Annotated in this window: 22 protein-coding genes; 21 read left to right on the top strand and 1 reads right to left on the bottom strand. The window is 29.7% G+C overall.

What is annotated here, in order from left to right:
- Positions 1–7: 7 nt before the first annotated feature.
- The 9 genes from BN2409_RS15955 to holA all read left to right on the top strand — a co-directional run bounded on the left by BN2409_RS15955 (position 8) and on the right by holA (position 11,865).
- Positions 8–928 (top strand): hypothetical protein, encoded by a 921-nt coding sequence (locus tag BN2409_RS15955; RefSeq protein WP_053957592.1) that lies wholly within the window; start codon positions 8–10, stop codon positions 926–928.
- Between the two features lie 85 nt (positions 929–1,013).
- Positions 1,014–1,451, top strand: a complete 438-nt coding sequence (locus tag BN2409_RS15950) for a hypothetical protein (protein ID WP_053957591.1) — start codon at positions 1,014–1,016, stop codon at positions 1,449–1,451.
- Between the two features lie 118 nt (positions 1,452–1,569).
- The gene (locus tag BN2409_RS15945) at positions 1,570–3,699 is read left to right on the top strand and encodes an Eco57I restriction-modification methylase domain-containing protein (protein WP_053957590.1); all 2,130 of its coding nucleotides are present in this window, start codon (positions 1,570–1,572) and stop codon (positions 3,697–3,699) included.
- Positions 3,700–3,861: 162 nt separating this feature from the next.
- A complete protein-coding gene (locus BN2409_RS15940; RefSeq protein WP_053957589.1) occupies positions 3,862–5,112 on the top strand; it encodes a tetratricopeptide repeat protein in 1,251 nt (416 codons plus the stop codon).
- 164 nt (positions 5,113–5,276) lie between these two features.
- Entirely contained in the window at positions 5,277–5,816 is a 540-nt protein-coding gene (locus tag BN2409_RS15935) for an ECF transporter S component (protein WP_053957588.1), read from the top strand.
- Between the two features lie 101 nt (positions 5,817–5,917).
- Entirely contained in the window at positions 5,918–6,205 is a 288-nt protein-coding gene (locus BN2409_RS15930; RefSeq protein WP_053957587.1) for a hypothetical protein, read from the top strand.
- 560 nt (positions 6,206–6,765) lie between these two features.
- The gene (gene ltrA, locus BN2409_RS15925; protein WP_053955014.1) at positions 6,766–8,049 is read left to right on the top strand and encodes a group II intron reverse transcriptase/maturase; all 1,284 of its coding nucleotides are present in this window, start codon (positions 6,766–6,768) and stop codon (positions 8,047–8,049) included.
- 458 nt (positions 8,050–8,507) lie between these two features.
- Complete coding sequence (locus BN2409_RS15920) at positions 8,508–10,799, top strand: DNA internalization-related competence protein ComEC/Rec2 (protein ID WP_053957586.1); 2,292 nt, start codon at positions 8,508–8,510, stop codon at positions 10,797–10,799.
- A 13-nt stretch (positions 10,800–10,812) separates the two neighbouring features.
- Positions 10,813–11,865, top strand: a complete 1,053-nt coding sequence (gene holA / locus BN2409_RS15915; protein ID WP_053957585.1) for a DNA polymerase III subunit delta — start codon at positions 10,813–10,815, stop codon at positions 11,863–11,865.
- 42 nt (positions 11,866–11,907) lie between these two features.
- On the opposite strand, the gene rpsT is transcribed toward holA, so the two are convergent.
- On the bottom strand, positions 11,908–12,171 hold the full coding sequence (gene rpsT, locus BN2409_RS15910) for a 30S ribosomal protein S20 (RefSeq protein ID WP_053957584.1): 264 nt from the start codon (positions 12,169–12,171) through the stop codon (positions 11,908–11,910).
- A gap of 187 nt (positions 12,172–12,358) precedes the next feature.
- On the opposite strand from rpsT, the gene gpr reads away from it, so the two are divergent.
- From gpr to mtaB, 12 genes are all read left to right on the top strand, one after another.
- Positions 12,359–13,333, top strand: a complete 975-nt coding sequence (gpr, locus tag BN2409_RS15905) for a GPR endopeptidase (RefSeq protein WP_053957583.1) — start codon at positions 12,359–12,361, stop codon at positions 13,331–13,333.
- A gap of 67 nt (positions 13,334–13,400) precedes the next feature.
- On the top strand, positions 13,401–14,600 hold the full coding sequence (gene spoIIP, locus BN2409_RS15900; protein WP_053957582.1) for a stage II sporulation protein P: 1,200 nt from the start codon (positions 13,401–13,403) through the stop codon (positions 14,598–14,600).
- Between the two features lie 70 nt (positions 14,601–14,670).
- A complete protein-coding gene (locus BN2409_RS15895) occupies positions 14,671–14,994 on the top strand; it encodes a hypothetical protein (protein ID WP_053957581.1) in 324 nt (107 codons plus the stop codon).
- A 134-nt stretch (positions 14,995–15,128) separates the two neighbouring features.
- Entirely contained in the window at positions 15,129–16,946 is a 1,818-nt protein-coding gene (lepA, locus tag BN2409_RS15890) for a translation elongation factor 4 (protein WP_053957580.1), read from the top strand.
- Positions 16,947–16,993: 47 nt separating this feature from the next.
- Complete coding sequence (gene hemW / locus BN2409_RS15885) at positions 16,994–18,130, top strand: radical SAM family heme chaperone HemW (protein ID WP_053957579.1); 1,137 nt, start codon at positions 16,994–16,996, stop codon at positions 18,128–18,130.
- 105 nt (positions 18,131–18,235) lie between these two features.
- A complete protein-coding gene (gene hrcA / locus BN2409_RS15880; RefSeq protein ID WP_053957578.1) occupies positions 18,236–19,258 on the top strand; it encodes a heat-inducible transcriptional repressor HrcA in 1,023 nt (340 codons plus the stop codon).
- Positions 19,259–19,360: 102 nt separating this feature from the next.
- The gene (gene grpE, locus BN2409_RS15875) at positions 19,361–19,915 is read left to right on the top strand and encodes a nucleotide exchange factor GrpE (protein ID WP_053957577.1); all 555 of its coding nucleotides are present in this window, start codon (positions 19,361–19,363) and stop codon (positions 19,913–19,915) included.
- A gap of 36 nt (positions 19,916–19,951) precedes the next feature.
- Positions 19,952–21,778: a molecular chaperone DnaK gene (gene dnaK / locus BN2409_RS15870; RefSeq protein ID WP_053957576.1), complete on the top strand. Its 1,827-nt coding sequence runs from the start codon at positions 19,952–19,954 to the stop codon at positions 21,776–21,778.
- A gap of 126 nt (positions 21,779–21,904) precedes the next feature.
- A complete protein-coding gene (dnaJ, locus tag BN2409_RS15865; protein ID WP_278320247.1) occupies positions 21,905–23,041 on the top strand; it encodes a molecular chaperone DnaJ in 1,137 nt (378 codons plus the stop codon).
- Between the two features lie 114 nt (positions 23,042–23,155).
- Complete coding sequence (prmA, locus tag BN2409_RS15860) at positions 23,156–24,106, top strand: 50S ribosomal protein L11 methyltransferase (RefSeq protein WP_053957574.1); 951 nt, start codon at positions 23,156–23,158, stop codon at positions 24,104–24,106.
- Positions 24,099–24,854, top strand: a complete 756-nt coding sequence (locus BN2409_RS17415; RefSeq protein ID WP_053957573.1) for a 16S rRNA (uracil(1498)-N(3))-methyltransferase — start codon at positions 24,099–24,101, stop codon at positions 24,852–24,854. Before prmA ends, BN2409_RS17415 begins: the two co-directional genes overlap by 8 nt.
- The gene (gene mtaB / locus BN2409_RS17410; RefSeq protein WP_053957572.1) at positions 24,855–26,162 is read left to right on the top strand and encodes a tRNA (N(6)-L-threonylcarbamoyladenosine(37)-C(2))-methylthiotransferase MtaB; all 1,308 of its coding nucleotides are present in this window, start codon (positions 24,855–24,857) and stop codon (positions 26,160–26,162) included.
- Positions 26,163–26,239: the final 77 nt, after the last annotated feature.

The raw sequence follows: 26,239 nt of genomic DNA, 5'->3' as shown, positions 1-26,239 counted from the left end.
GAACAAAATGGATTTTTATAATTTGACAATGAATATAGAAGAAAAGGTTCTAAAATTTTTGATAGAATATGAAGAAGATGTTCAAATGGCCAAAAAAGAGTTTGATCAATTATGCAAAGCTATGCAAAATGATGAAAATATGCTAATAGACTTTAATGAATGGTTAATTTACGATTATAAAGGAATAGATGGAAAAACTTGGATTCAAAAATATTATGAACAACAAAAAGAAGATTTAACCCAAGAAGAAAAAGTATTTATACAAAAAAGAATAGATTCCTATTTAAGTATTTATGAATTGAAAGAAAGCAAGGATCATAAAGGGAAATTTGAAGATTTATTTACCAAAAAATATGAATATATTGATTTGCAAACTATAGAAGATGTACAAATTAAGGATTTGGTATTAGCTAGAATCATAAAGACTTCAGGGCATGTATATTTTTATAGACCTATTTACATACCTCCTATTTTTAAAAAGAGCATAGAAAGAAATATCATTACTAAATATAATGAATACAAGGAAAAGACTTCTTATGGAAATTGGGAAAATTTTTTAAAAAACAATACTCTTTTACTACAAGAATATTTAGGAGTAATTACACAAGTATTAGATCAAAAAGAAGATGAAGAGGAATATAAAGTGTGGCAAAGTATTTATATTCTGAAAGATGAAAAAAAAGTGATACAGCAGTTAAAGAAAAATGAAATGATACAATTAGATTTTGAAGAAAGAGATTATACTATTTTCAAATTGTTTGATAAAGATGAACTTCTTGCTGAAATTAGCATACAAAAAAATAAAGTGGAAGTAGAATGCAATTCAAAAGGAGCATGTATAAAGGCAAAAAAAATAATAGAAAATATTTTAAAAGAAGATATTAAACATTATAAGGATGAGGTATTAGAACTAGATGACTTATTATAGAGTTATTGACATAAAAGAATGAAATATATAAAATAATATAATAGTTATGATGAAATGAATATTTTAAGGGGGATAAGAAATTTTTATGGAAATACCATTATCAGATTTGGTAGACTCGTGTAGAGAAGAAATATATTTAGAGTTAGATTTATCAGAGGAGCAGGAAGAGAATGATTTAAAATTTTTGAAAGAGCTTAGAAAACTTGTAAAAAAATTTCATAAACCAACTGAGCAAATTGATTATTTGATTAGTCAATTAGAAGGGAATGCAGATTTTGAAAATGTAATCAAAGTTTTTGATATAAATGAAACAAGTATTAAAAAGAAAATTGAAAAACATCCTTATTTTAAAAATCCATGTGATTATCCAATTCGATTGATTACCATTATGAAATATTTAAAAAAGAAGGGTGTAGATATTAATTTTAAGGATATGGATTTGATTGTAGATAAATTGATACAGCAAATAGATGGAGTAAAAAAAGTTGGAGAAGGTATGTATTTTAAAAAAGTTATTAAATAACGCGTATTTTACGCGTTATTTCTATTATAAAGTATAATAGTATATACAATAGGAAGGAATTTACAAGAACATATAGAAATAATATAGATGAAAATAATGATTTTTAGGTGGAGATAGGATGGAAAAAACAATACAGACTGTACTTAAACAAATGAAATCTTTAGATCAAAGTGAGTCTGATCATATTATAGAGTTATGTAAAATATTTTTTTTAAAATATTTTGGAAAAAATATTTTAAATCAATTAGGAATGAATGTAGATGAAAAATTACACGAGAAAATTCAATGGGATACAATAAATGATTCATATTTTAATTTTACTATTTTTAGTAAGGAGTATGAAAAAACTATTTCTTCTAAACAAAAGGAAAAAACAGGAAGTTTTTATACTCCGGATTATATAGTAGACTATATAGTAGAAGGAAGTTTATTATATTATTTTGAAAAGAAAACAGGATGTGTAAAAGAAAAGATAAAGGAATTCTTAAAAGGAAAAGAAGTATTAGAAAAAAAAGAAATAGAAGATCTTCTCTATTGGATCGATAAAGTGAAAATTATTGATATTGCTTGTGGAACAGGACTTTTTTTGATAGGATCTTTTCAAAAAATATTTAAATATAAGAAAAGAATTTATGAATCATTATGTAAAAAAACAGATGATTTTTTAATAAAAAAATATATTGTAGAAAATAATTTGTTTGGAGTAGATATTCAAAAAAATCCTATAATCATTTCAAAATTGGTACTGTTTTCTTTGGTGTATGCAAATGAAAAAAGGTTTATACAAATTTTACCTCGTTTCAATATGATACAAGCAGATAGTTTAACAGAAGATGCTATTCTAAAATGGGGAAAATTTCATATTGTATTAGGCAATCCACCTTATTTTGGGGAGAAAGGGAATAAATCAATTTTTGATTCAGCAAAAGAGACTTCCTTTGGGAAGAAATATTATGAAGGAAAGATGGATTATTTTTATTTCTTTATTTATAGAGCAATGGAGATTTTAGAAAATAATGGAATACTTTCTTATATCACTACCAATTACTTCCTAACAGCAGATGGGGCTTGTAAATTAAGAAATTTTATACAAGAAAATACTACCTTTTTGCAAATTATTAATTTTAATGAATATGAAATTTTTAAGTCTGCTAAGGGACAACATAATATGATATTTTTTCTTTCAAAAGGATATGATGAATTTTGTCCTATTCAAATTCAATATATAATGGAAAAAAATATGAGTTCACAGGAAATTTATGACCATCTTGATCATTATAAAAGTGAAAAAATCAAAAAGTATACATTGGATGACCAAAGGGATATTTATGGGCAAAATGGACATATTTTTATAGAAGAAAATAATGATTATAAAGCTGTTTTAGAAAAAATATATAAAAAGTCTGCTTGTAATTTAGAGTCATTATGTCATATTAATCAAGGAATTGTCAGCGGAGCAGATAAAGTGACAAAAGAAATGTTACAAACAAAAATTTCTCCTAAAGAGTTACAAAATAGAAATATGATAATGGGTCAAGGCATATTTGTACTTTCTAAAGAAGAGGTCATTTCTTTAGGCCTTTTACAATCTTCTTATATAAAGCCTATGTATAAAAATAGTGACATACAAAGATATAAAGCAAATATCAATACTGATAAATATATTTTATATATTTTAGATGACACCTTTATCAAAACACAAAGATGTGAAAAAATTTTACAATATCTCTTGAAATATAAGCCCATACTAGAAAAAAGAAGAGAGACTCTTAAAGGAACTCGAAAATGGTATGCTCTTCAGTGGCCAAGAAAACAGGAAATATTTGAAAAAGAAAAAATTATTGTTCCTCAAAGAGCCAAAAAGAATAAATTTGCTTTTCATAATGGTTCATGGTATGCTAGTGCAGATGTGTATTTCTTGACAAAAAAAGATAAGAATATAGATTTAAAAGTATTATTAGGGTTGTTAAATTCTAAGATTATGTACTTTTGGCTTTATAATAGAGGCAAAAGAAAAGGGCAGTTTTTAGAACTCTATGCAACACCCCTAAAACATATACCTATTCTTTGGCCAATCAATACAAAAGATGCTCAAAGGATAAAGTATTTTACAAACAAAATGATTGGAAAAGGTGAAAATCATATAGAACAACAAAATATAGATCAAATTTTTTATAGACTTTATGATTTTACTCAAAGAGAAATAAAAATGGTAGAGGATTTGTATGGTAGAAATATGAGAAAATGAAATTTTTTAGGCTATGAGCGATTTCTATAGAAACATGCAAGTTTTTAAAGTTTAAATCACAAAATTAAAAAATTAGAATATTATGTATTGAAAATACAAGGGCTACAGTAATGAAGACAAAAAGGAGTTATATAGTCCCTTAAATGGAAAGGAGGCTATATTTTGCGGACATTGAATATTTTCTTTCCTACGCAAAGTTTAAGAGACTATTATATGAAAAAGATTTTTCATTTAAAAGAAAAAATGTATGAGCAAAATATATCTATTTGGGGAGTAAAAAGTATTCAATTTCAGAAACAATATAGAAAAATTCCTGGGTATTGGGTAAAAATAAAACTAAATGATGAACCAAAGGGAGAAATTATTAAGGATCATATTTATAAAAGTATTCCATGCTTTTGGATAGCAGATCAATTGTTTTTTCCTAAAACATTTATTTCTCAAAAAGAAATGGAGCAAATGTGGATTCAAAAATATAGACTAAAAAAAGCAATATTTGATTCAGATGCATGGAAAATTTTTTTTGAAGAAGGCAAGAAGCATTTACAAGCAGGAAGAATTGATATTGCAAAAGCCGCTTTTTTATGTATATATAAAAATAATCCGTTTTTTCTAAAAAAATATAAAAGATACTATGTATTTGAAGATTTAGCATATTATTACGAAGCAAAAGGAGAACTGCATGAAAGTATTCGTTGCTTAAAAATTCAACAGAAGTTGCAGCCAGATTCATCTGAAGCTTATTTAAATATGAGTAATTTTTTACTTTTGCATGGATTATATGAAGAAGGAATTCAGATATGTATAAAAGCATTAGAAGTCAATCCTGAAGATGGCCATTTAGTGAATAATTTAATTGTTGCATATATGCATTGTGGATATTTTGATAGTGCAGTTTTATATCTAGAAGAGCGTATTGAAAAATACCCAACTGATCCATTGAATTGGAAGTTGATAGGAGATATTTTGTTTCAAATTGGAAAAGATAAGGCGGCTATTGTATGCTATGATAAGGCTCTAAGTTTAGATGTAGAGGATTTGTGGGGTATGAAGGATGATATGTATTATAGTTTAGCCATTGCTCATCAAGAAACTTCAAATTATCAAAAGGCAATTGAGTATTATGAAAAGTTTATAAAAGAAAATGAAATGGATATGGTTATTTTAATGAATTTAACGAAATTATATGGGAAAGATTTAAAACAATATGATAAAGCTTTATATTATGGAAAAAATATGGTAGAAAACTATCCTGAAAATGGATATGGTCACCATAATTTAGGACTGGTGTATTTAAGTATAGGAGAGTTTGAAAAAGCTAAATGGCATCTTTATAAAGCGAAACAAATTCTTCCTAACTATCTTCCTGTATATGAAGCTATTTCAAAATTAAAAAAAGAAACCATTAAATAGCAAGTCAATTTTTATTGACTTGCTTATATATTGTACAAAGTGAGAAAACACTACAAGCGTAGCGATACAACTGTGGTGTTTTTGTAGTTTACATAGATACAATCCTATGGTATAATCAGTTTGAAAGGATACATATATATGTAATTTAAAGGAGGAACCATACAATGAATAAAATAAATATAAGACAATTGACAATGACAGGATTAATGGCTGCGTTGGTTTTAGTAGGTACTATGCTTATTCAGGTACCAACTCCTACAAAAGGATATATTCACATTGGGGATAGTATGGTATATCTTAGTGGTATATTATTAGGACCCGTTTTAGGAAGTATTGCTGCTGCTATTGGTTCTTTATTTGCAGATGTATTTTCTTCTTATTTTGTATATGCACCTGCAACTTTTGTGATTAAAGGATTAGATGCTTTAATAGTGGGTTATATGTATCATAAACTAGTAGGAGAAGATGATGGAGTATCTAAAAAAATAGTAGTTTTTGCTTTATCAGTTGCTTTAGGATCTATAGTGATGGTTGGCGGATATTATTTATTTGAAAGTATATTATATGGATTTAAAGGAGCAGTAGCAGGTGTTGTAGGAAATATTACTCAGGGAATTGGGGGAGGAATTCTTGCAGCTCCTCTTATGATTGCATTAGATAAAGTGAAATTTTTTCAAAAACTAAAAATACATTATAATAAATAAAGCTTCGTGAGAAGCTTTGTTTTTTTCTATATAATACCACCTTCTTTTTTGAAAATTTTTATACCAAAAGGGAAAGATAAAATGAGAAAAGGAGGATTGGTATGATAAATTCTATTCAAGAAAGAAGAGTAAAGGTTAAAAATGGATATCAATTATATCTAGAAATACCTGAAAAAGAATATTTGTTTGCATATGATGAAAATATTAGTACAGAAAATGCAAAGGATCTTTTAAATCAATATTTAGAGGTTCATCAAGATGATGGTCGTCTAGATCATGTAGAAATCAAGCATGATAAAAATAATCATAGTGTAAATATAAAAGCTAGTTTAATTTATGAAGGAAATGATCATACAAAAGGTAAATATATACCTAGTCATTTAAGTTAGGAATAGATTAAGACATACTTTTTACAGTATGTCTTAGTTTATAGACAGCGTGCCCAGCGAAGCTGTAATTTACTTGCTGATGAAAGTTCAGTCTAGGTAATTGCCAAGAAGCCTAGTAGCTATAAGACCAGTGCTATCAGAGATGGTAATACTGAAGCGTCTTGAAAATGTGCTCTAGTAGTGCTAGCAAAGATGCAGACCGTAACATAAAGTGAATCCTGCAGCACTGTTATCTCAACCCGTTAGGGAGAAAAGAGGAAGACGAGTCTCTTGTCTTAAGATGAAGTCCATGGAATGTGTGAAGAACTTGGATTACAGCACAGAAGAATCCTCTGGTGTATGGGGAGCGGTATGTATCGAAAGTAAATTATGGAACTGGGGAGACCCTACTTTACACAGCGATAGCTGTAAAGCAGATGCATATAAGCCGATAGGTGAAATTACATTCTAGTAGGGAGGGAGTCGGAGGGGAACATAGTACCAAATATGGAATGGACAACAAAACCATTCTTAGGAAAGGTTCCCTACTTTGTTCACGTTTTCTGAGGAGGTAAGAGTGAGTGAATGTCCAAAAGACTAACGACACCATAGATAAAGTTCGACAACTTCAAAGGAAACTATACCAATCAGCCAAGAGTAATAAAAGCAGAAGGTTTCATGCTTTATACGATAAGATATATAGAAAAGATGTACTTGAGAAGGCATGGAAACAAGTCAAAACTAATAAAGGAAGTGCAGGAGTAGATGAACAAACTATAGCAGACATTGAAGATATTGGGGTAGAAAAGATATTAGAGGAAATACAAATTCAAATATCAAAAGGAACATATAATCCACCACCAGTATTAAGAAAAGAAATTCCGAAGGATAATGGAAAGGTAAGACCTCTAGGAATTCCCACAGTAAAAGATAGAATAATACAAACAGCAACAAAGATAGTGATAGAACCTGTTTTTGAAGCTAATTTCAAGGAATGTTCTTATGGATTTAGACCTAAGAAAAATCAGCATCAAGCACTTGATAAAATAAGGCGAGCTTGTAATAACAAAGGAATGTGGGTGTTAGATGCAGATATATCAGGATACTTTGATAATATAAATCATATGAAATTATTACTGCTAGTTGAAAGACGAATAAGTGATAGGAGAGTAATTAAGCTTATACGAAAATGGCTAGAAGCAGGAGTAATGAAGGATGGGATAGTTGTTCAAAGTGAACTGGGAAGTCCTCAAGGAGGTGTGATATCTCCATTACTAGCAAATATTTACTTAGATTACCTAGATACGGTATGGGAGAAACATTACAAGCATTTAGGTAAACTAATTAGATTTTGTGATGACTTTGTAGTTGTTTGCAAGAACTATAAAGATGTAAAACATACACATAAAGCTATAAGCCTTATAATGCAAAGATTAGAATTGAATCTAAATAAAAGCAAGACGAAAATTATATCTTTATGGGAAGGAAAAGAAGGTTTTGATTTTCTAGGGTTTCATAATCGTAAGGTTAAGACAAAGACTATAGATGGTAGAATCTACTATACACTTATCCAGTGGATTAGTAATCAATCAATAAAGAAAATATATGACAAAGTTAAGAAGACTCTAGATAGGAAAACCCTATATGTCTCTAGTAAAGAAATGGTTAAGACATTAAATCGAAAGATTATAGGATGGCGAAACTATTATGGATTGTCACCATTCAATAAACTGGTGAAGATTGATAAATATATAAGAAAGCGGCTAGTCATTTGGTTTAACAACAAAAGACAGGCACGAAAGAGAAAAGAATTTTATGAAATAGTAAGTCGATTTAATGATATGGGCCTAAAATATGTTGCTTAAAAACTCGTAATGCAGATGGAAGAAGAACATCGGAAAGCCGTATGAGGGAAAACCTCACGTACGGTTTGATGAGGAGATGGTGGAAGAGATTAAATCAAATCCACCATTTTACTCTACAAGTCATAAAAAACGTCACTAAATTTTCAAATTTGGAAAATATATAGAAACGATCGAAAATAGCATTACAAACTCACTACACTCAAACAGTGTAATGCTAAGCGTTTTCTCACTTATTCTATATTTTCACAAATTCTTAATAATTGTTCCTTATTTCTAAGCAACGGAAATCTTGAATGTAATGAAAAGATTTCGTTGGCGCCATGAGCTTGCAAATTTTATGACTTTGCTAAAATATAGTTTGTCAACAGTATGAGACATACTTTTTACAGTATGTCTTTTTGTGATAAAAAATAATATTTAGGAAAAAATAGATAAAAATCCATAGAAAGGAAATCGATATGAGAAGACCTCTATTTTGGATAAGTATTTTTTATATCATAGGAATCGTATATGGATATTTATTTTCTCCGTCTTATATAAGTATGATTTTTCTGTTTCTTATTGGATGTGTATTCATTATTTATACGAAAAAAACATATTGTTTTATTTTTCTTTTTTGTATTTTATTAGGTATTTTTCTTTTAAAAATAGATTTGGATCAAAAGAGTATTTATGATTCTTTGGAAAACGAATCTATAGAGATTATAGGAGATGTAGTAGATATAGATTATAAAAAGTCAACTTCTATTTTATTAAAAGCAACTCAAGTGGTATACAAAGAAAAAATATATAAGGTATATGATAAAGTGCTTATAAAATACAAAGAAAAGCATATGAAATTTGATTATATAGTGGGAAAAAGAGTTTTTATAAAAGGAAAGGTTACAAAGCCAAAAGGAAGAAGAAATCCCAATATGTTTGATTATTCTATGTATCTGAAAATGAAAAAAATTGATGGAGTAGTATATAGTCATAAAATAAAAATTCTTGGAGAGGGCAAAATTTTTCCTATATGGATTATGTCTAAAAATATAAAAAATAAGTTGATCTATTTTGTACAAAATATTATGCCTAAAGAAGAAGGGGACATGTTATTAGGAATTATTCTCGGAAATAAAGAGGGTTTAGATGAAAAGGTATATAAAACCTTCCAACGGGTAGGAGTAGCTCATATCCTTGCAGTATCAGGAATGCATGTAGGGATACTTTATTTATTTTCTAATAAATTACTTAAACGATTTCCTGTGTATATAAGAATCGTTTTTCAGTCTCTGATTCTATGGGCATATGCTTTTATTACTGGAGGAAGTTCTTCTGTTGTAAGAGCTGTTTTGATGCTTCATATTTTTTTTATAGCTCCTTTACTTAATAGAAGGTATGATTCTTTAAGTGGGATTTCTGCTATTGCTTTTTTGCTTCTGATTATCAATCCTATGTATATTATAGATATGGGGTTTGTGCTTTCATTTTCTGCTGCTTTTTCCATAATAATTTTATATAAGCCTATTGATAAAAAATTAGTATGGATTCCAAATAAAGTTAGGAAATATTTAGTAGCTTCTATTGCTGCTCAAATAGGAACTATGCCTATTGTGGCTTATCACTTTTTTTATATTTCTTTTGGAGCTTTTATTGTAAATATTCCTGTTGCTATTTTGGCAGGCTTAATTGTACCTATGGGTTTTATTATGATTATTATTGGATTCTTTAATATATTTATAGCTTCTTTATTAGGAATAATTATTTCTTATTTATTAAAAATAATGATATTTTTGTGTAATCTTGTAGATCATATGCCTTTTAGTAGTATAGAAGTTGTCTCTCCATACTGGACATTCTTTTTATTTTATTATGGGAGTATTGCTTTTTGGATAAGCAAAAGAAAATTTAAGATGAGTAAAAATAAGATTATAGGAATGATCACAGGAATTTATATTGTGAGTATAGGGATCTATCATATAATACCTGCAAAAATGCAAATAAATTTTTTAGATGTGGGACAAGGAGACTGTATCTTGATTCAAACACCCATGCATAAAAATATTTTAATTGATGGAGGAGGAAGTTTGAAAAAAGAAATAGACATAGGAGAAAATGTTGTAGTTCCATGTTTAAGAAGAAATGGCATTGGAAAAATTAATATGATGTTTTTATCTCATGCTCACAAAGATCATATAGATGGACTTATTAGGGTATTTGATCATATGAAGGTACACAATATGTTTATAGGAGCAAATTGTAAAGATTCTATAGAAGAAAAAATACTTAGAGAAAAGTGTAGGATTCATAAAACAAGAGTGTACGAAATCTTAAGAAATGATACAATAAACATTGAACAAAATCTATCTTTTCAAATTCTTCACCCCAAAGATCATATGACTACATTGTCTGAAGCAAATAATGATTCATTAGTTATGTTGATGAAATATAAAGGGGTAGGAGTTTTGTTTACGGGAGATATAGAAAAAGAAACAGAAGAAGAAATTGTAAAAGAGTATTCTGATCTTCATGTAGATATATTAAAGGTAGGTCATCATGGCAGTGCAACTTCTAGCACAGATGTTTTTATTCAACATATTAAACCTAGGATTGGAGTGATTCAGGTAGGAAAGAATCATTTTGGACATCCTAATCAAAGTATATTAGATGAATTTTCTAAAAATAAAGTAAAAATTTTTAGAAATGATGAAAATGGTGCAGTGATAATGGTCATTGATAAAAATAAGGTAAAAGTTAATACAATGGAATAATAGGAGGATTCTTATGGATTATAAAGACGTACTAAAGGATCTAAAGAATAAGCAATTGAAAAATTTATATTTATTATATGGAACAGAATATTATTTAATGGATCATACAATGGATACATTGAAAAAGGGAATTGTTGATCCATCTTTTGAACAATTTAATTATCAAATGATAGATGGAAAAGAAGCTAATATAAATAGGATTATAAATGCTTGTGAGACCCTTCCGTTTATGGGAAACAAAAGAATGGTTGTTGTAAAAGATTTGGAGTGCTTTACAGGCAAAAGAAATAATATTAGTGAAGAAGAGGAAAAAAATCTTTTAGAATATTTTAAAAATATTCCGGATACAACATATTTATTCTTTGTATCCAAGCAAGATGTAGATCAACGAAAAAAGATTGTAAAAGCCATCAAAAGCTATGGAGATATCATAGTATGTAGTAAATTATTAGAAAAAGATGTTTATAAATGGATTCAAAAAAGTTTTCATAAATATAATAAAGAAATAAAAGATAGAGAAATTGTTTTGTTAGTTGAAATGATAGGATACTTAGACAAAAATTCTCAAAAAACATTAGAAGATTTAGATCAAGAAATTCATAAATTATGTAGCTATGTAGGAGATAGAAAAACAATTTTAAAAGATGATATTGAAATACTAGCACCAAAAACAATAGAAAATAATATATTTGCATTGGTAGAAGCTATTGGAACAAAGGATGTGGAAAAGGCGTTATATTTGTTTAATGATATGATCATGGAAGGAGAAGCAGAAACGAAGATTCTTTATATGATTACAAGGCAATTTAGACACTTATTTCAAATTAAGATTATGGAGAATCAAGGATATACTCCTATGGCTATAGCACCAAAGTTAGGATTAAAACAATTTGTAGTGAAAAAATACTTGAATCAGGCTCGAAATTTTAATATACAAACTTTGAAAAAGTCTTTAGAAGTATGCTTGTCTACAGATGAAGCTATAAAAAAGGGAAGAATGGATGGAAAAGTAGGTATGGAAATGTTGATTGTACAATTTGCAACCAAAAGTAAAAAAGCGTACTAGGTACGCTTTTGCATATTCTATGGGGAATACATGACGGTTGTATTACATAGCTTTGTTTAATTTAATTGCTAATTTAGCAACTTTTCTAGAAGCAGCATTTTTGTGAAGAGTACCTTTTGCAGCAGCTTGCATAATTTTCTTTTCAGCGAAAGAGAATTTTGCTTTTGCTTCTTCTACATTACCAGCTGATAATGCTTCTTCAAATCTTCTGATTGCTGTTTTAACGATAGATTTGATTTTTCTATTTCTAGCTGTTTTAACGTCAATTACTTTAATTCTTTTCTTAGCAGACTTAATATTTGCCAACCTGTTCACCCCCTTATTACCCAATTCAACAAAAGCTATTTTATCATGATTATTGCGAAAAAGCAAGGGAAAAACTACTATTTGTTTTATACCCTTTACAAGCAATTTTTATACATGGTTTATAGGAAAAATGCATAAAATAAGAAAATATCTAAGTATATAAGGATAAACTAAGGAGGGTCAAAATATGTTTCAAATTCGAACTGATTTAGCTGTAGAAGCAAGAGAAATGTACAGAGAAAATACAAAAACAGAAATTCCAGGAGTAAAGGTTCATCAAAGAGAAGAAAAATTTGCTACCATTACTCATGTAGAAGTTTTAGATCAACAGGGAAGCAAAATAATGGGAAAACCTAAAGGAAGTTATATTACAATTGAATCTTCAGGCCTTAAAAATGCAGATGCAGATTTAAAAGATGATGTAAGTAAAATTTTAGCAAAAGAATTAGTAAAACTAACACCTAAAAAAAATAATTTCAAAACTCTTGTAGTTGGACTGGGAAATTGGGATATTACACCAGATGCATTAGGACCTCAAGTAGTATCTAAAATATTTATTACAAGGCATTTATTTGAAACCTATAATAAAACAGAGGACCCAAGTGTTAGACCTGTTAGTGCTATTTCTCCTGGGGTTATGGGTACAACTGGAATTGAAACGGTAGAAATTATTAAAGGAATTGTAGAAAAAACACAACCAGATTTAGTTATAGCTATAGATGCTTTGGCTTCTAGAAAGATGCAAAGAGTCCATTCTACTATACAAATTTCTACTACAGGAATCCATCCAGGATCGGGAGTTGGAAACAAAAGAAAAGAATTAAGTGAACATACATTAGGAGTACCTGTATTTGCAATAGGAGTACCTACTGTTGTAGATGCAGCGACTATGGCCAATGATACTATAGGGTTGGTGGTAGAAGCTTTAGCCAGTCAATCTTCTAAAGAGTCTCAATTTTATCAAATTCTTAAGGAAATGAATGAAGAAGATAAATATCATTTGATTAAGGAGGTACTAGATCCTTATGGAGCAAATGTGATTGTAACTACAAAAGATATTGATATGATCATTAGGAATATTTCTCAAATTATTGCAAATGGTATTAATATAGCACTTCATCCAGGTATTGATTTAAAAGATGTAAATAGATATTTACAGTAATATATTTTAAAAGCCTCTCATATAATTGGTAGTACAAACAAAAGAAACAAGAGAGGTGTATGGATCCGTGAAAATAAAATGTATTGAGCTAAGAAAATATCATAAATGGATAGGGATTATCATTACGAGTGTTATGCTTATTTTGTTTTTTAAAGCATTTATTTGGGATGCAAAAGATATTATTGTAAAGGCAAATGGTCTTTCAAAAGGAAAAGATATTGTACAAGCACAAACAAGAGGATTTAAGGATGAGCTATTTATTGGTATTTTGAATAAAAGTATTTCTGCTTTAGAAGTAAATTATAAAAAAGAACATAAAAACTACAAGAGTATAAAAAAAATCATTGTAGAAAAAATGCTCAATTTTGATTATGAGGATCCTAAAACTTTATTTCAAGCACAAATTTCTATGCTCAAAGAAGCAGATGATGATTTAGGAGAAGATATGCACGGTTCTTATGAAGAAGAAAATCCTATAAAAGATATAAATCAAGAAGTGATCACCACAAAATCTTTAGGCATGCCTACACAAAATGAAAATACTCAAGCAAAAGAAGAAGTAAAAGCTACCAATAAAGTGGTAGAGGAACCTAAAGACAATGTAAAGATTATAAGTTCTCCTATTCAAAAGCCTGCAAAACTTACATTAGATAAAAATAGTCCTTCTATTTTTATTTATCACACACATCCCACAGAGTCCTATATGCCTGAATCTGTAGGAAATTTCCATTCTCTCAATCGAAAATACACAGTGAGAGCGGTGGCAGATGAGTTGACAAAATTTTTACAAAGCAAAGGACATAACGTCCTCCATGAAGAGACTTTACATGATTATCCGTCTTATCAAAAGTCCTATGTACGATCGTTAGATACTCTTACAAATTATTTAAATAAGTATCCTAGTCTTAAAGTTATATTTGATGTTCATAGGGATGCTGCACCTAATACAGAAACAGCAAGGGAAAATAGTTATGTAGTCATCAATGGGCAAAGAGTAGCAAAGTTTTCAATAGTGGTAGGAATGCAAAATCCAAATGTAGAGAAACTTTTAGTTCTTGCAAATTATATTAAGGCAAAAAGTGATGAAAAATACCCAGGACTAGCAAAAAAAATTATTACTAAACCTTATAAATTTAACCAATACAATTCAGATTATTATGCACTTATTGAAGTAGGAAACACAGCAAATACTATAGACGAAGCAGAAAGAACAGCAAAATACTTAGGAGAGATTTTAAGTCAAGTGTTAGAAGATATAAAAAATTAGAATGAAAAATTTTTATATTTCTATAGAATAAAAAGCATTTTTATTGACAAAAATAATATTGGTGATCAATATGAGTAGAGCGAGGAAGGCTGAAACTAAAAAAATAGAAAAGAGACAAATCGGGAAAAGGTGGCTTGTTTTTCCTTTAATTATGATGATTTTAATAAGTGGTATTTTATTTGTAGATCGGTCTTATCGTTCTATGATGATGATTCACGAACCTAAAGTATTTGGATTAGAAAGAATCAATGAAGAAGTTTATGCATTTATATTCTGTGGAAAGAATTACTATATAAATAAGAAAGAAATATATCAACAATATAATAGTATTAAAAAAGATATTATCACTTTTGTAGAAAGTGTGAAAAAACAAAAAGAAATTTTATTAAAATAATAGTAAAATGGCTGAGCTTTTGCTCGGCTATTTTATTGATAATATAATCTTTGCTGTATAATTTATCTATGATATATAGATAAATTATGATATAATAGTAAAGATTATCAGATCGTAATAGAGGAGGAGTAGGAATGAGCAGTAATCGTCAGCAAAAGATTAGGAACTTTTGTATTATTGCCCATATTGATCATGGAAAATCTACCCTTGCTGATAGATTAATAGAAAAGACAGGTTTGCTTACTCAAAGAGAAATGAAAGAGCAAATACTAGATAATATGGATTTAGAGAGAGAACGGGGAATCACTATAAAACTTCAAACTACCCGTCTGATTTATAAAGATCAAAAGGGTGAAGAATATATATTAAACCTAATTGATACACCAGGACATGTAGACTTTACTTATGAGGTATCAAGAAGTCTTGCAGCATGTGAGGGAGCCATATTAGTAGTAGACGCAGCACAAGGAGTTGAAGCTCAAACCCTTGCAAATGTATATCTTGCTTTAGAGCAAAACTTAGAGATCATACCTGTAATTAATAAAATTGATCTTCCAGGGGCTAGACCAGATGAAATAAAGGATGAAATAGAAGAAATTATAGGGATTGAGGCAACAAATTGTCCTTTAATATCTGCAAAAGAAGGATTAAATATTGAAGATGTATTAGAGGCGATTGTACAAAAGCTACCAGCTCCTAATGGTGATGAAGAGGGAGCTTTAAAAGCACTTATTTTCGATTCTTATTATGATAGCTACAAAGGAGTAGTAGCAGATGTAAGAGTTAAGGAAGGTAGCATAAAAGCAGGAGATAAGGTTTTAATGATGGCTACAGGCAAAAAATTTGAAGTAACTGAAGTAGGAGTATTTTCTCCTGGACCTATGCCAGTAGACAAGCTCTTAGCTGGTGATGTAGGATATGTTACGGCAAGCATTAAAAATGTATCGGATACCCAAGTGGGAGATACAATTACTAGTGCACTGTCTCCAGCAAAAGAACCACTACCAGGTTATAAAAAAGTAATTCCTATGGTATACTGCGGAATTTATCCAGCAGAAGGAGAAAAATATGAAAATGTAAGAGATGCTTTAGAAAAGCTAAAAGTAAATGATGCTTCATTAGAATTTGAAGCAGAAACATCTAATGCTTTAGGATTTGGATTTAGATGCGGATTTTTAGGACTTCTTCATATGGAAATTATTCAAGAGAGATTAGATAGAGAATTTGATTTAGATATTATTACTACATCTCCAAGTGTAATCTATAGAGTAACCAAAACCAATGGAGAGGTTTTGATGATACAAAATCCTACGAATCTTCCTTCTACTCAAGAGATTAATTTTATGGAAGAGCCTATTGTAGATGCACAAATCATGCTTCCAAACGAATATGTAGGGAATGTAATGGAATTGTGTCAAGATAGAAGAGGAACTATGAAGCATATGGAGTATATTGATGAAAGAAGAGTACAACTTCATTATGAACTTCCTCTAAACGAAGTAATTTATGATTTCTTTGATGCTTTAAAATCTAAAACAAGAGGGTATGGATCATTAGATTATGAATTAAAAGGATATCAAAGGTCGACTCTTGTAAAAATGGATATTTTACTGAATAAAGATATTATAGATGCTTTTTCTATGATTGTACATGAAAGCAAAGCAGTAGGTAGAGGAAGAGCAGTATGTGAAAAATTAAGAGAAGTAATTCCAAAGCATATGTTTGCTATTCCAATACAAGCATCTGTGGGAACAAAAGTTATTGCAAGAGAGACAATTAGTGCTCTTAGAAAAGATGTATTAGCAAAATGCTACGGTGGAGATATTTCTAGAAAGAAAAAGCTTCTTGAAAAACAAAAAGAAGGTAAAAAGAGAATGAGACAATTAGGATCTGTAGAAGTACCTCAAGAAGCTTTCATGGCTGTATTAAAATATGATGAAAACAAAAAATAGTCACCTATAGGTGGCTATTTTTAACATAATCAGAAAGAAGGAAAATGATGAAAAATATAGGATTATATATTCATATTCCATTTTGTGTAAAAAAATGCTTCTATTGTGATTTTTGTTCTTATCCAGACACTCATAATATTTCAAATTATATGAATGCATTAAAGGAAGAAATAAAATCATTTTCAGAAGTGCTAAAAGATTATCAAATAAAATCTATTTTTATAGGAGGAGGAACACCTTCTATTATTCCCATAGATGAAATGGATAAAATCATCAATCTATTACATGAAAGATTTTCTATTGATAAAAATGTAGAATGGAGTATAGAATCAAATCCAGGAACTTTAGATGAAGAAAAAATAAGATTTTATCTAAAAAGTGGAATCAATAGATTGAGTATGGGTCTTCAAGCGTGGCAAAATCATCATTTAAAAAGATTAGGAAGAATTCATACAAAAGAAGAATTTGTAAAAAACTATTTATTAGCAAGAAAATTAGGGTTTGAAAATATAAATATAGATTTGATGTTTTCTCTTCCAGATCAAACATTAGCACAGTGGGAAGAGACCTTAGCCCAAGTAGTAAAGTTAGATCCTGAACATATTTCTTCTTATAGCCTAAAAATAGAAGAAAATACAATTTTTGATGAACTATATAAAAAAGATTTACTGAATATTCCTAATGATGAAGAAGATAGAAAAATGTATCATTTTGCTATAGAATATCTTACCTCTTTTGAATATGAACATTATGAAATATCAAATTTTGCTAAAGCAAATAAAGGCAGTATGCATAATCAAATTTATTGGGAAAATAAAGAGTATATAGGATTTGGAGTAGGAGCTCATTCTTATTTTAAGAAAGAAAGATTTTCGAATGAAACAAATGTAGAAAATTATATTGATATGATTCAAAATAAAAAAAGTCCTCATATTACCAAAGAAAAAATATACAAAGAAGATGAGATGGCAGAAACTATGTTTTTAGGACTTAGATTGATGAGAGGAATTAATATAAAAGAGTTTGAAGAAAGATTTAAAATCAGTCCCTTAAGAGTTTATGGAAAGTCTATTGAAAAATTTACAAAGGAAGAGCTTTTGTGGAATGATGGAAGAAACATTGGACTTACAAAAAGAGGAATAGATGTATCCAATCAAGTGTTTATTGATTTTTTACCAGATTAAAAAAAATAAAAAATGATCTTGACAAATATAGTTTTTAGTGATACCTTAAAATCATAATAGATTAGCACTCATTAAGAGAGAGTGCTAACAAATAGGAGTGGTATTATGGGGCTAGGAGAAAGAAAGTTAAAAATCCTACAGGCCATAATCAAGGATTTTATTTTAACAGCTGAACCTGTGGGTTCAAGAACGTTAATGAAGAAGTATAATTTAGGTATTAGTGCTGCAACCATAAGAAATGAAATGTCAGATTTAGAGGATATGGGTTTTTTAAGTCAACCCCATACTTCTGCTGGAAGAATTCCTTCTGACAAAGGTTATAGACTTTATGTGGATAGTTTAATGATGATGAATAGATTGGCTAAGAATCAGCAGGATGTAATTAAACAGAGCTTTCTACAAAGTTTTGGAGAGATAAATGAGATTATTACAGTAACTTCTAAGATTTTATCTCATATGACAAAGCTTACTTCTGTTGTATTGTCTCCTCAATTTGAACAAAGCAAATTAAAGTCTGTACAACTTGTTCCTATTGATGAAAAAAGCTTACTATTGGTAGTAGTATCTGAATCTGGTATTGTAAAAAATGCCATCATAAGAAATCAAGACGTTTTTAGTAAGGAACATTTAGAGTTAATTACTAAAATACTAAATATTAAGCTTAAGGGTTTAACAATTGGAAAAATCAATAAAGATGTTATTCGTAACTTGAAATTTGATATGAAACAGTATACATCTTTAGTAGATTTAATTTTACCAGTTTTACTTTCAACACTAGAGGATATGATCAGTGTTGAATTGTATCTAGATGGAATGATGAATATTTTCCAATTGCCAGAGTATCATAATATAGAAAAAGCTAGAGATTTTTTACAAATGTTAAATCATAAGGAACACATTATGGATTTATTGCTTAATAGTAAAGATGAATTAGATATTACTATAGGAACAGAAAATAGACACGAAGAAATGAAAAGTTGTAGTCTAGTGACTGCCACCTATAAAGTGGATAATATCATTGTAGGGAAAATAGGAGTCATTGGACCTACAAGAATGAATTATGATCACATTGTCTCTGTTGTAGATTATGTGACCAAAAATTTGACGAAGTTATTAAATGATGAATAAAAAAATTAAAAGTGCAAAATATTTATTTTGCACTATACATATGTTTGATCAAAATGAGAAGTGCAAATTATAAGGAAATACAATATAGGTAGGTGAGTAAAAATGAAACATAATCATTCAGAGGATCTTCAAAATAAAGAGACAGCCAAAGATAATTTAGAGGCTATAAAAGAAGAATTAAAAGAGGAAAATGAAGAAGCTTGTGAAGAGGAAAAAATGAAAAGGCTACAAGAAGAGAAAGAAGAAATCAATAGTCAATTTTTAAGAATGACTGCAGATTTTCAAAATTATAAAAAAAGAGTAGAAAAAGAAAAAAGTGATATATACACTTTTGCAAATGAAAAATTGATTTTAGATATGCTTCCTGTAGTAGATAATCTACAAAGAGCTATCAAAACTTATAAAGATGAAGGAAAAGATGAATCTTTTACCCAAGGAATAGACATGATTTTAAAGCAGCTTTTAGAAGTGTTTGAGAAAAATGGCGTAAAAGAAATAGAGACTATGGGAAAAGAATTTGATCCTAATTTCCATCATGCAGTAATGCAAGAGGAATGTGATGGATATGAAAGCAATATGATTATAGATGTGTTCCAAAAAGGATATACATTAAATGAAAAAGTAATTCGACCAAGTATGGTAAAAGTAGCAAACTAAAAATTTTATATAGGATATGAAGGAGGAAATTGTACAATGGGTAAAATTATTGGTATTGACTTAGGAACAACTAACTCATGTGTTTCAGTATTAGAAGGTGGAGAACCTGTAGTAATTCCAAACGCAGAGGGAAATAGAACAACTCCATCTGTTGTAGCATTTACAAAAACAGGAGAACGTCTTGTAGGAGAGACAGCAAAAAGACAAGCTATTACAAACCCTGATAAAACAATTAGTTCTATAAAAAGACATATGGGAACTGACTATAAAGTAAATATTGATGGAAAAGATTATACACCACAAGATATTTCAGCTATGATTTTAATGAAATTAAAAGCAGATGCTGAAAGTTACTTAGGAGAAACAGTAACAGAAGCAGTTATTACTGTTCCTGCATATTTTACAGATAGCCAAAGACAGGCTACAAAAGATGCTGGAAAAATTGCAGGATTGGAAGTAAAAAGAATTATCAATGAACCTACTGCTGCATCATTATCTTATGGACTTGATAAAGAAAATGAACACCAAAAGATTATGGTATTTGACTTAGGGGGAGGTACTTTTGACGTTTCTATTCTAGAATTAGGAGATGGAGTGTTTGAAGTATTAGCAACTCATGGAGATAACCATCTTGGCGGAGATGATTTTGATGATGCAGTGATGAACTTCCTAGCAGAATCTTTCCAAAAAGAACATGGAGTAGACTTAAGAAAAGATAAAATGTCTTTACAAAGATTAAAAGAAGCAGCAGAAAAAGCAAAAAAAGAATTATCTAGCATGCAAACAGCAAATATCAATCTTCCTTTTATTACTGCAACGGCTGAAGGACCACTTCATTTAAATATGGACTTAACAAGAGCAAAATTTAATCAGCTTACAGAGCATCTAGTGAAAAGAAGTATGGAGCCTGTAGAAAAAGCTTTAAGAGATTCAAATTTAACTGCTTCTCAAGTAGATAAAGTAATTTTGGTAGGAGGTTCTACAAGAATTCCTGCAGTACAAGATGCTGTAAAAAATCTTACAGGAAAAGAGCCTCATAAAGGAGTAAACCCAGATGAATGTGTAGCTATTGGAGCAGCTATTCAAGCTGGTGTATTAACAGGAGAAGTAAAGGATGTATTATTATTAGATGTAACTCCGCTATCATTAGGAATTGAAACTTTAGGTGGAGTATTTACAAGATTAATTGAAAGAAATACTACGATTCCTACAAGAAAAAGCCAAGTTTTCTCTACAGCAGCAGATAATCAAACAGCAGTTGATATTCATGTGCTTCAAGGAGAAAGACAAATGGCAGCAGATAATATTACATTAGGTAGATTCCAACTGGGTGGAATTATGCCAGCTCCAAGGGGTATTCCTCAAATAGAAGTAACATTTGATATTGATGCTAATGGTATCGTAAATGTTAGTGCAAAAGATAAAGGAACTGGAAAAGAACAAAAAATTACTCTTACTGCTTCTACAAATTTAAGTGATGAAGATATTGAAAAGAAAGTGAAAGAAGCAGAAAAGTTTGCAGAAGAAGATAAAAAGAAAAAAGAAGCTATTGAAGCAAGAAATAAAGCAGATACAATGGTTTATGAAACAGAAAAAGCTCTAAAAGAAGTAGGAGATAAAGTAAGTGCGGATGAAAAGAAAAATATTGAAGATAAATTAGAAGCTCTTAAAAAATCATTAGAAGGAGACAATGCAGAGGAAATCACAAAAGCAACAGAAGAATTAACAGGTGCTTTCCATGTATTGTCACAAAAAATGTATGAGCAAGCAGGAGCACAAAATCCACAAGGGCAAACAACTAGTGAACAAAAGGATGACAATGTAGTGGATGCAGACTATGAAGTGGTAGATGATGATAAATAAAAAAAATAATTAGGCACCCATCTGGGTGCCTTGTAAATGGGAAAAAAGGTTGCGAAATTTTTCGATTTTGCATATAATTGTTGTAGTTTGTGTTTCTCACAAAACCTCATAAGAAAGGCGGTGAGAATAATGTCTAAAAGAGATTATTATGAAGTTTTAGGAGTAGACAAAGGTGCAGATCAAGATAGTATAAAAAGAGCATATAGAAAAATGGCAATGAAATATCATCCTGATAGAAATCCTGGGGATAAAGAAGCTGAAGAAAAATTCAAAGAAGCCAATGAAGCTTATGAAGTATTAGGAGATCAAAATAAAAGAGCTAAATATGATCAATTTGGTCATGCAGGAGTGGACCCGAATGCTCAAGGAGGTTTTGGAGGCTTTGGAGGCTTTGGAGCAGGAGGTTTTGGAGATATTTTTGAAGACATATTCGATATGTTTGGTGGCGGGTTTTCAGGAAGAAGATCAGGACCTCAAAAGGGTGCTGATTTAAAATATGAATTGGGAATTACATTTAAAGAAGCAGCTTTTGGAGCAAAGAAGGAAATTACTATTCAAAGGCATGAAAACTGTTCTAATTGTAATGGAACAGGAGCAAAAAAAGGAACAAATAAAAAAACTTGCTCTAAATGTAATGGTAGTGGAGAAATTAGATATGCAACAAGAACTCCTCTTGGTCAATTTGTAAATGTAAAACCTTGTGATGCATGTAATGGGGAAGGAAGCATTATAGAAAATCCTTGTCCAAAATGTCATGGAACAGGAAAAGAATTAAAAAATAAAAAGATACAAATCAATATACCAGCAGGGGTAGATACAGGATCTGTAATTCCTCTAAGAGGAGAGGGAGAACCAGGAGAAAAAGGAGGCCCTCAAGGAGATTTATACATTGTTTTAAGAGTAAAGCCTCATGAGATATTCAAAAGAGATGGAAATGATGTAATTTGTGAGATTCCTATTACATTTGTGCAAGCTGCCCTTGGAGATGAATTGCAAGTACCTACTTTAGATGGTCAAGTAAAATATAAAATACCTGAGGGAACACAAAGTGGAACTATATTTAGAATGAAGGGAAAAGGGATCCCAAATGTAAGGGGATATGGAAGAGGAGACCTTTATATTAAAATTATTGTTGAAGTTCCTAAAAAATTAAATGATAAACAAAAAGAACTTCTAAAGAAATTTGCAGATGTAATGGGAGAAGATGTACATGAACAAAGAAAAACCTTTTTTGACAAGGTAAAAGAGGTTTTTGGCATATAAAACACCCAGTAACTACTGGGTGTTTCATTATAATATTTAAAAATAATATTTGGTAAAGATGTGTAGACAAGGGTATAATAACTTATAAAGACAAAGCTACGGAGGGGTAAAACAATGAAATGGATAGAAGTGAAGATTAAAACTACTACAGAAGCAGTAGAAGCAGTATCCAATATTTTATATGATGCGGGAGTAGGAGGAGTTGTCATAGAAGATCCTAGTGACCCTATTTATCATCAAAAGGAATCAGGGGATTGGGATTATGTAGATGAGTCTATTCTTCCTACAGATTATGAAGGAGCTATTGTAAAAGGATATTTAGCTGAAAGTGAAGATTTGTTAGATAAAATAGAAATGATTAAGCAAAACGTTGAAAAAATCCCTCAATACAATTTAGATAAAGGGTTAGGAGAAGTGACAACAGCTGAAGTTTATGAAGAAGACTGGGCAAATGCATGGAAAAAATACTACAAGCCTAAAAAAATAGGAAAAAATATTGTCATTAAGCCATCTTGGGAAGAATATACAAAAAATCCTGGAGAACTAATTATCGAATTAGATCCTGGAATGGCTTTTGGGACAGGAACCCATGAAACGACTATGATGTGTATAGAAAATATCGAAAAATATGTAAAGGATACATATACTGTTTTTGACATAGGCTGTGGAAGTGGGATTTTATCTATTGCAGCAGCAAAATTAGGGGCAAAGAAAGTTATTGGAGTAGATTTAGACCAAGTTGCTGTAGATTCTTCTAAGAGAAATGTTTTAGATAATAAAGTAGAAGATATAGTTGAAATTAGACATGGAAATCTTACAGATGTTATTGATGAAAAAGCGAATATTATAGTAGCAAATATTATTGCAGATGTAATTATACATTTATCTTCATTTATTAAAAATTTCATGAAAGAAGATGGAGTATTTATATCTTCTGGAATTATTCTAGATAAAGTAGAGGAAGTAGTAGAGGCGCTCAAAAAAAATGAATTTGAAATACAAGAAGTTAGAAAAATGGGAGAATGGGCAGTAATTGTGTCTAAAGGAGTTAGAAAAGATGCATAGATTTTTTATTGATGAAAATAATATTTTAGAAAATGAAAAAATGATTTTGAATGATACGGAAGATGTAAAGCATATTTTAAAAGTATTAAGATTAAATGAAAAAGATCAGATAGAAGTTTGTGATGGGAAGAATAATGATTATATAGGAGAGATCATTTCTTTATCTCCAAAAGAGATTGAGTTAAAAATTATTGAGAAAAGACAATCTCTCACAGAAGCAAATATAGAAGTTACTCTTTTTCAAGGAATTCCAAAGGGTAGTAAAATGGAACTTATTATCCAAAAGTGTACAGAACTTGGAATTTTTAGTATTGTTCCTGTCCTTACAAATAGAACGGTGGTTCAGTTAAAGGATCAAAAAAGTGAAGAAAAAAAGGTTGAAAGATGGCAAAAAATTTCTAATGAAGCAGCGAAGCAATGTAAAAGAGGAATGATTCCTAAGATTCAAAATCCTATTTTATTTGAGGAAGTATTAAAAAAATTATATGAATATGATTTATGTATTGTTCCTTATGAAAAAGAAGAAGAAATGGGATTAAAAGAAGTATTTAAAAAAAATAAAGATGTGAAAAAAATTGCTATTTTTATTGGACCTGAGGGAGGCTTTGAAGAAGAAGAAATTCATAAGCTCAAAGAAGAGAGTTGTATTTCGATTTCTTTAGGGAAAAGAATTTTAAGAACAGAAACGGCTGGGTTTGTTACCTTAAGTATATGTATGTATGAGTTAGGGGATTTAGGAGGTAGATAGATGAAGAAAGTAGCATTTTATACACTAGGTTGCAAAGTCAATCAATATGAAACAGAAGCCATGACAGAATTGTTTGAAAAAAGTGGATATGAGATTGTAGATCATGAAGATATAGCAGATGTATATGTGATTAATACTTGTACGGTTACAAATTTAGGAGATAGAAAATCAAGACAATTTATTAGAAGAGCAAAGAGGAAAAATCCAGAATCTTTAATTGCTGTAGTAGGATGTTATGCACAAACATCACCTAAAGAGGTAGAAGCTATTGAAGGCGTAAATATTATTTTAGGAACAAATGACCGAAAAAAAATTGTAGAGTACGTAGAAATGGCCGAAGAAGAAGAAGCTATTAATGCAGTTGGCAATATTATGGATATTAAAGAGTTTGAAGAAATGACCATAGGAGAAATCAAAGGAAAAACAAGAGCCTATCTTAAAATACAAGAAGGATGTAATCAATATTGTAGTTATTGTATTATTCCTTATGCAAGAGGTCCTATAAGAAGCAGAAAAATAGAAGATATTATAAAAGAAGTAAACCGTCTTTCACACCATGGATTCAAAGAAATTATATTAACAGGGATTCATGTAGCATCTTATGGAAAAGATTTAGGAGATACGACTCTATTAGATGTTATAAAAGCTGTTCATCAGGTAGAGGGAATTGAAAGAATTAGATTAAGCTCTATTGAACCTACTATTATGTCAGAAGAATTTGTAAAAGAATTATCTGACTTAAAAAAGGTCTGTCCTCATTTTCATCTTTCGTTGCAAAGTGGTTGCAATGAAACACTAAAGAGGATGAATAGAAAATATACAACAGAAGAATATAAAATGATTGTAGATCGATTAAGAAGATACATGCCTGATGTATCTATTACTACAGATATTATGGTAGGTTTTCCAGGAGAAACAGATGAAGAATTTGAAAAAACATTAGACTTTGTAAGAAAAATAAGTTTTAGTCAGATTCATGTTTTTAAGTATTCTAAAAGAAAAGGTACAAAAGCTGCGGGCTTTTCTGATCAAGTAGATGGTAAAACAAAAAATCAAAGAAGCGAAGAATTAATTGAGCTTGCACGAGAATGTTCAATAAAATATCATAAAAAATTTATAGGGACTCAAAGGGAAGTACTATTTGAGACTTTAAGTGTTGAAAGAGAAGGATATTATGAAGGACTTACGGATAATTATATAAGAGTTTTATGTCCATCTCAAATCTCTTTAGAAGAAAAACTATTGTCTGTATTTTTAGAAAAAATATCAGAAGAATTAGTAATAGGAAGATTAATAGATATAATATAATAATAAAAGAAGGAATTACAAAATGGATGTTGAATAGTAAAGGATGGAAGTTTTAAGAGAGTAAGGGGGTGAAGAAA

The organism is Inediibacterium massiliense, assembly GCF_001282725.1.
GTDB lineage: Bacteria > Bacillota > Clostridia > Peptostreptococcales > Thermotaleaceae > Anaerophilus > Anaerophilus massiliensis.
This window is presented reverse-complemented; position numbering and strand designations above follow the sequence as displayed.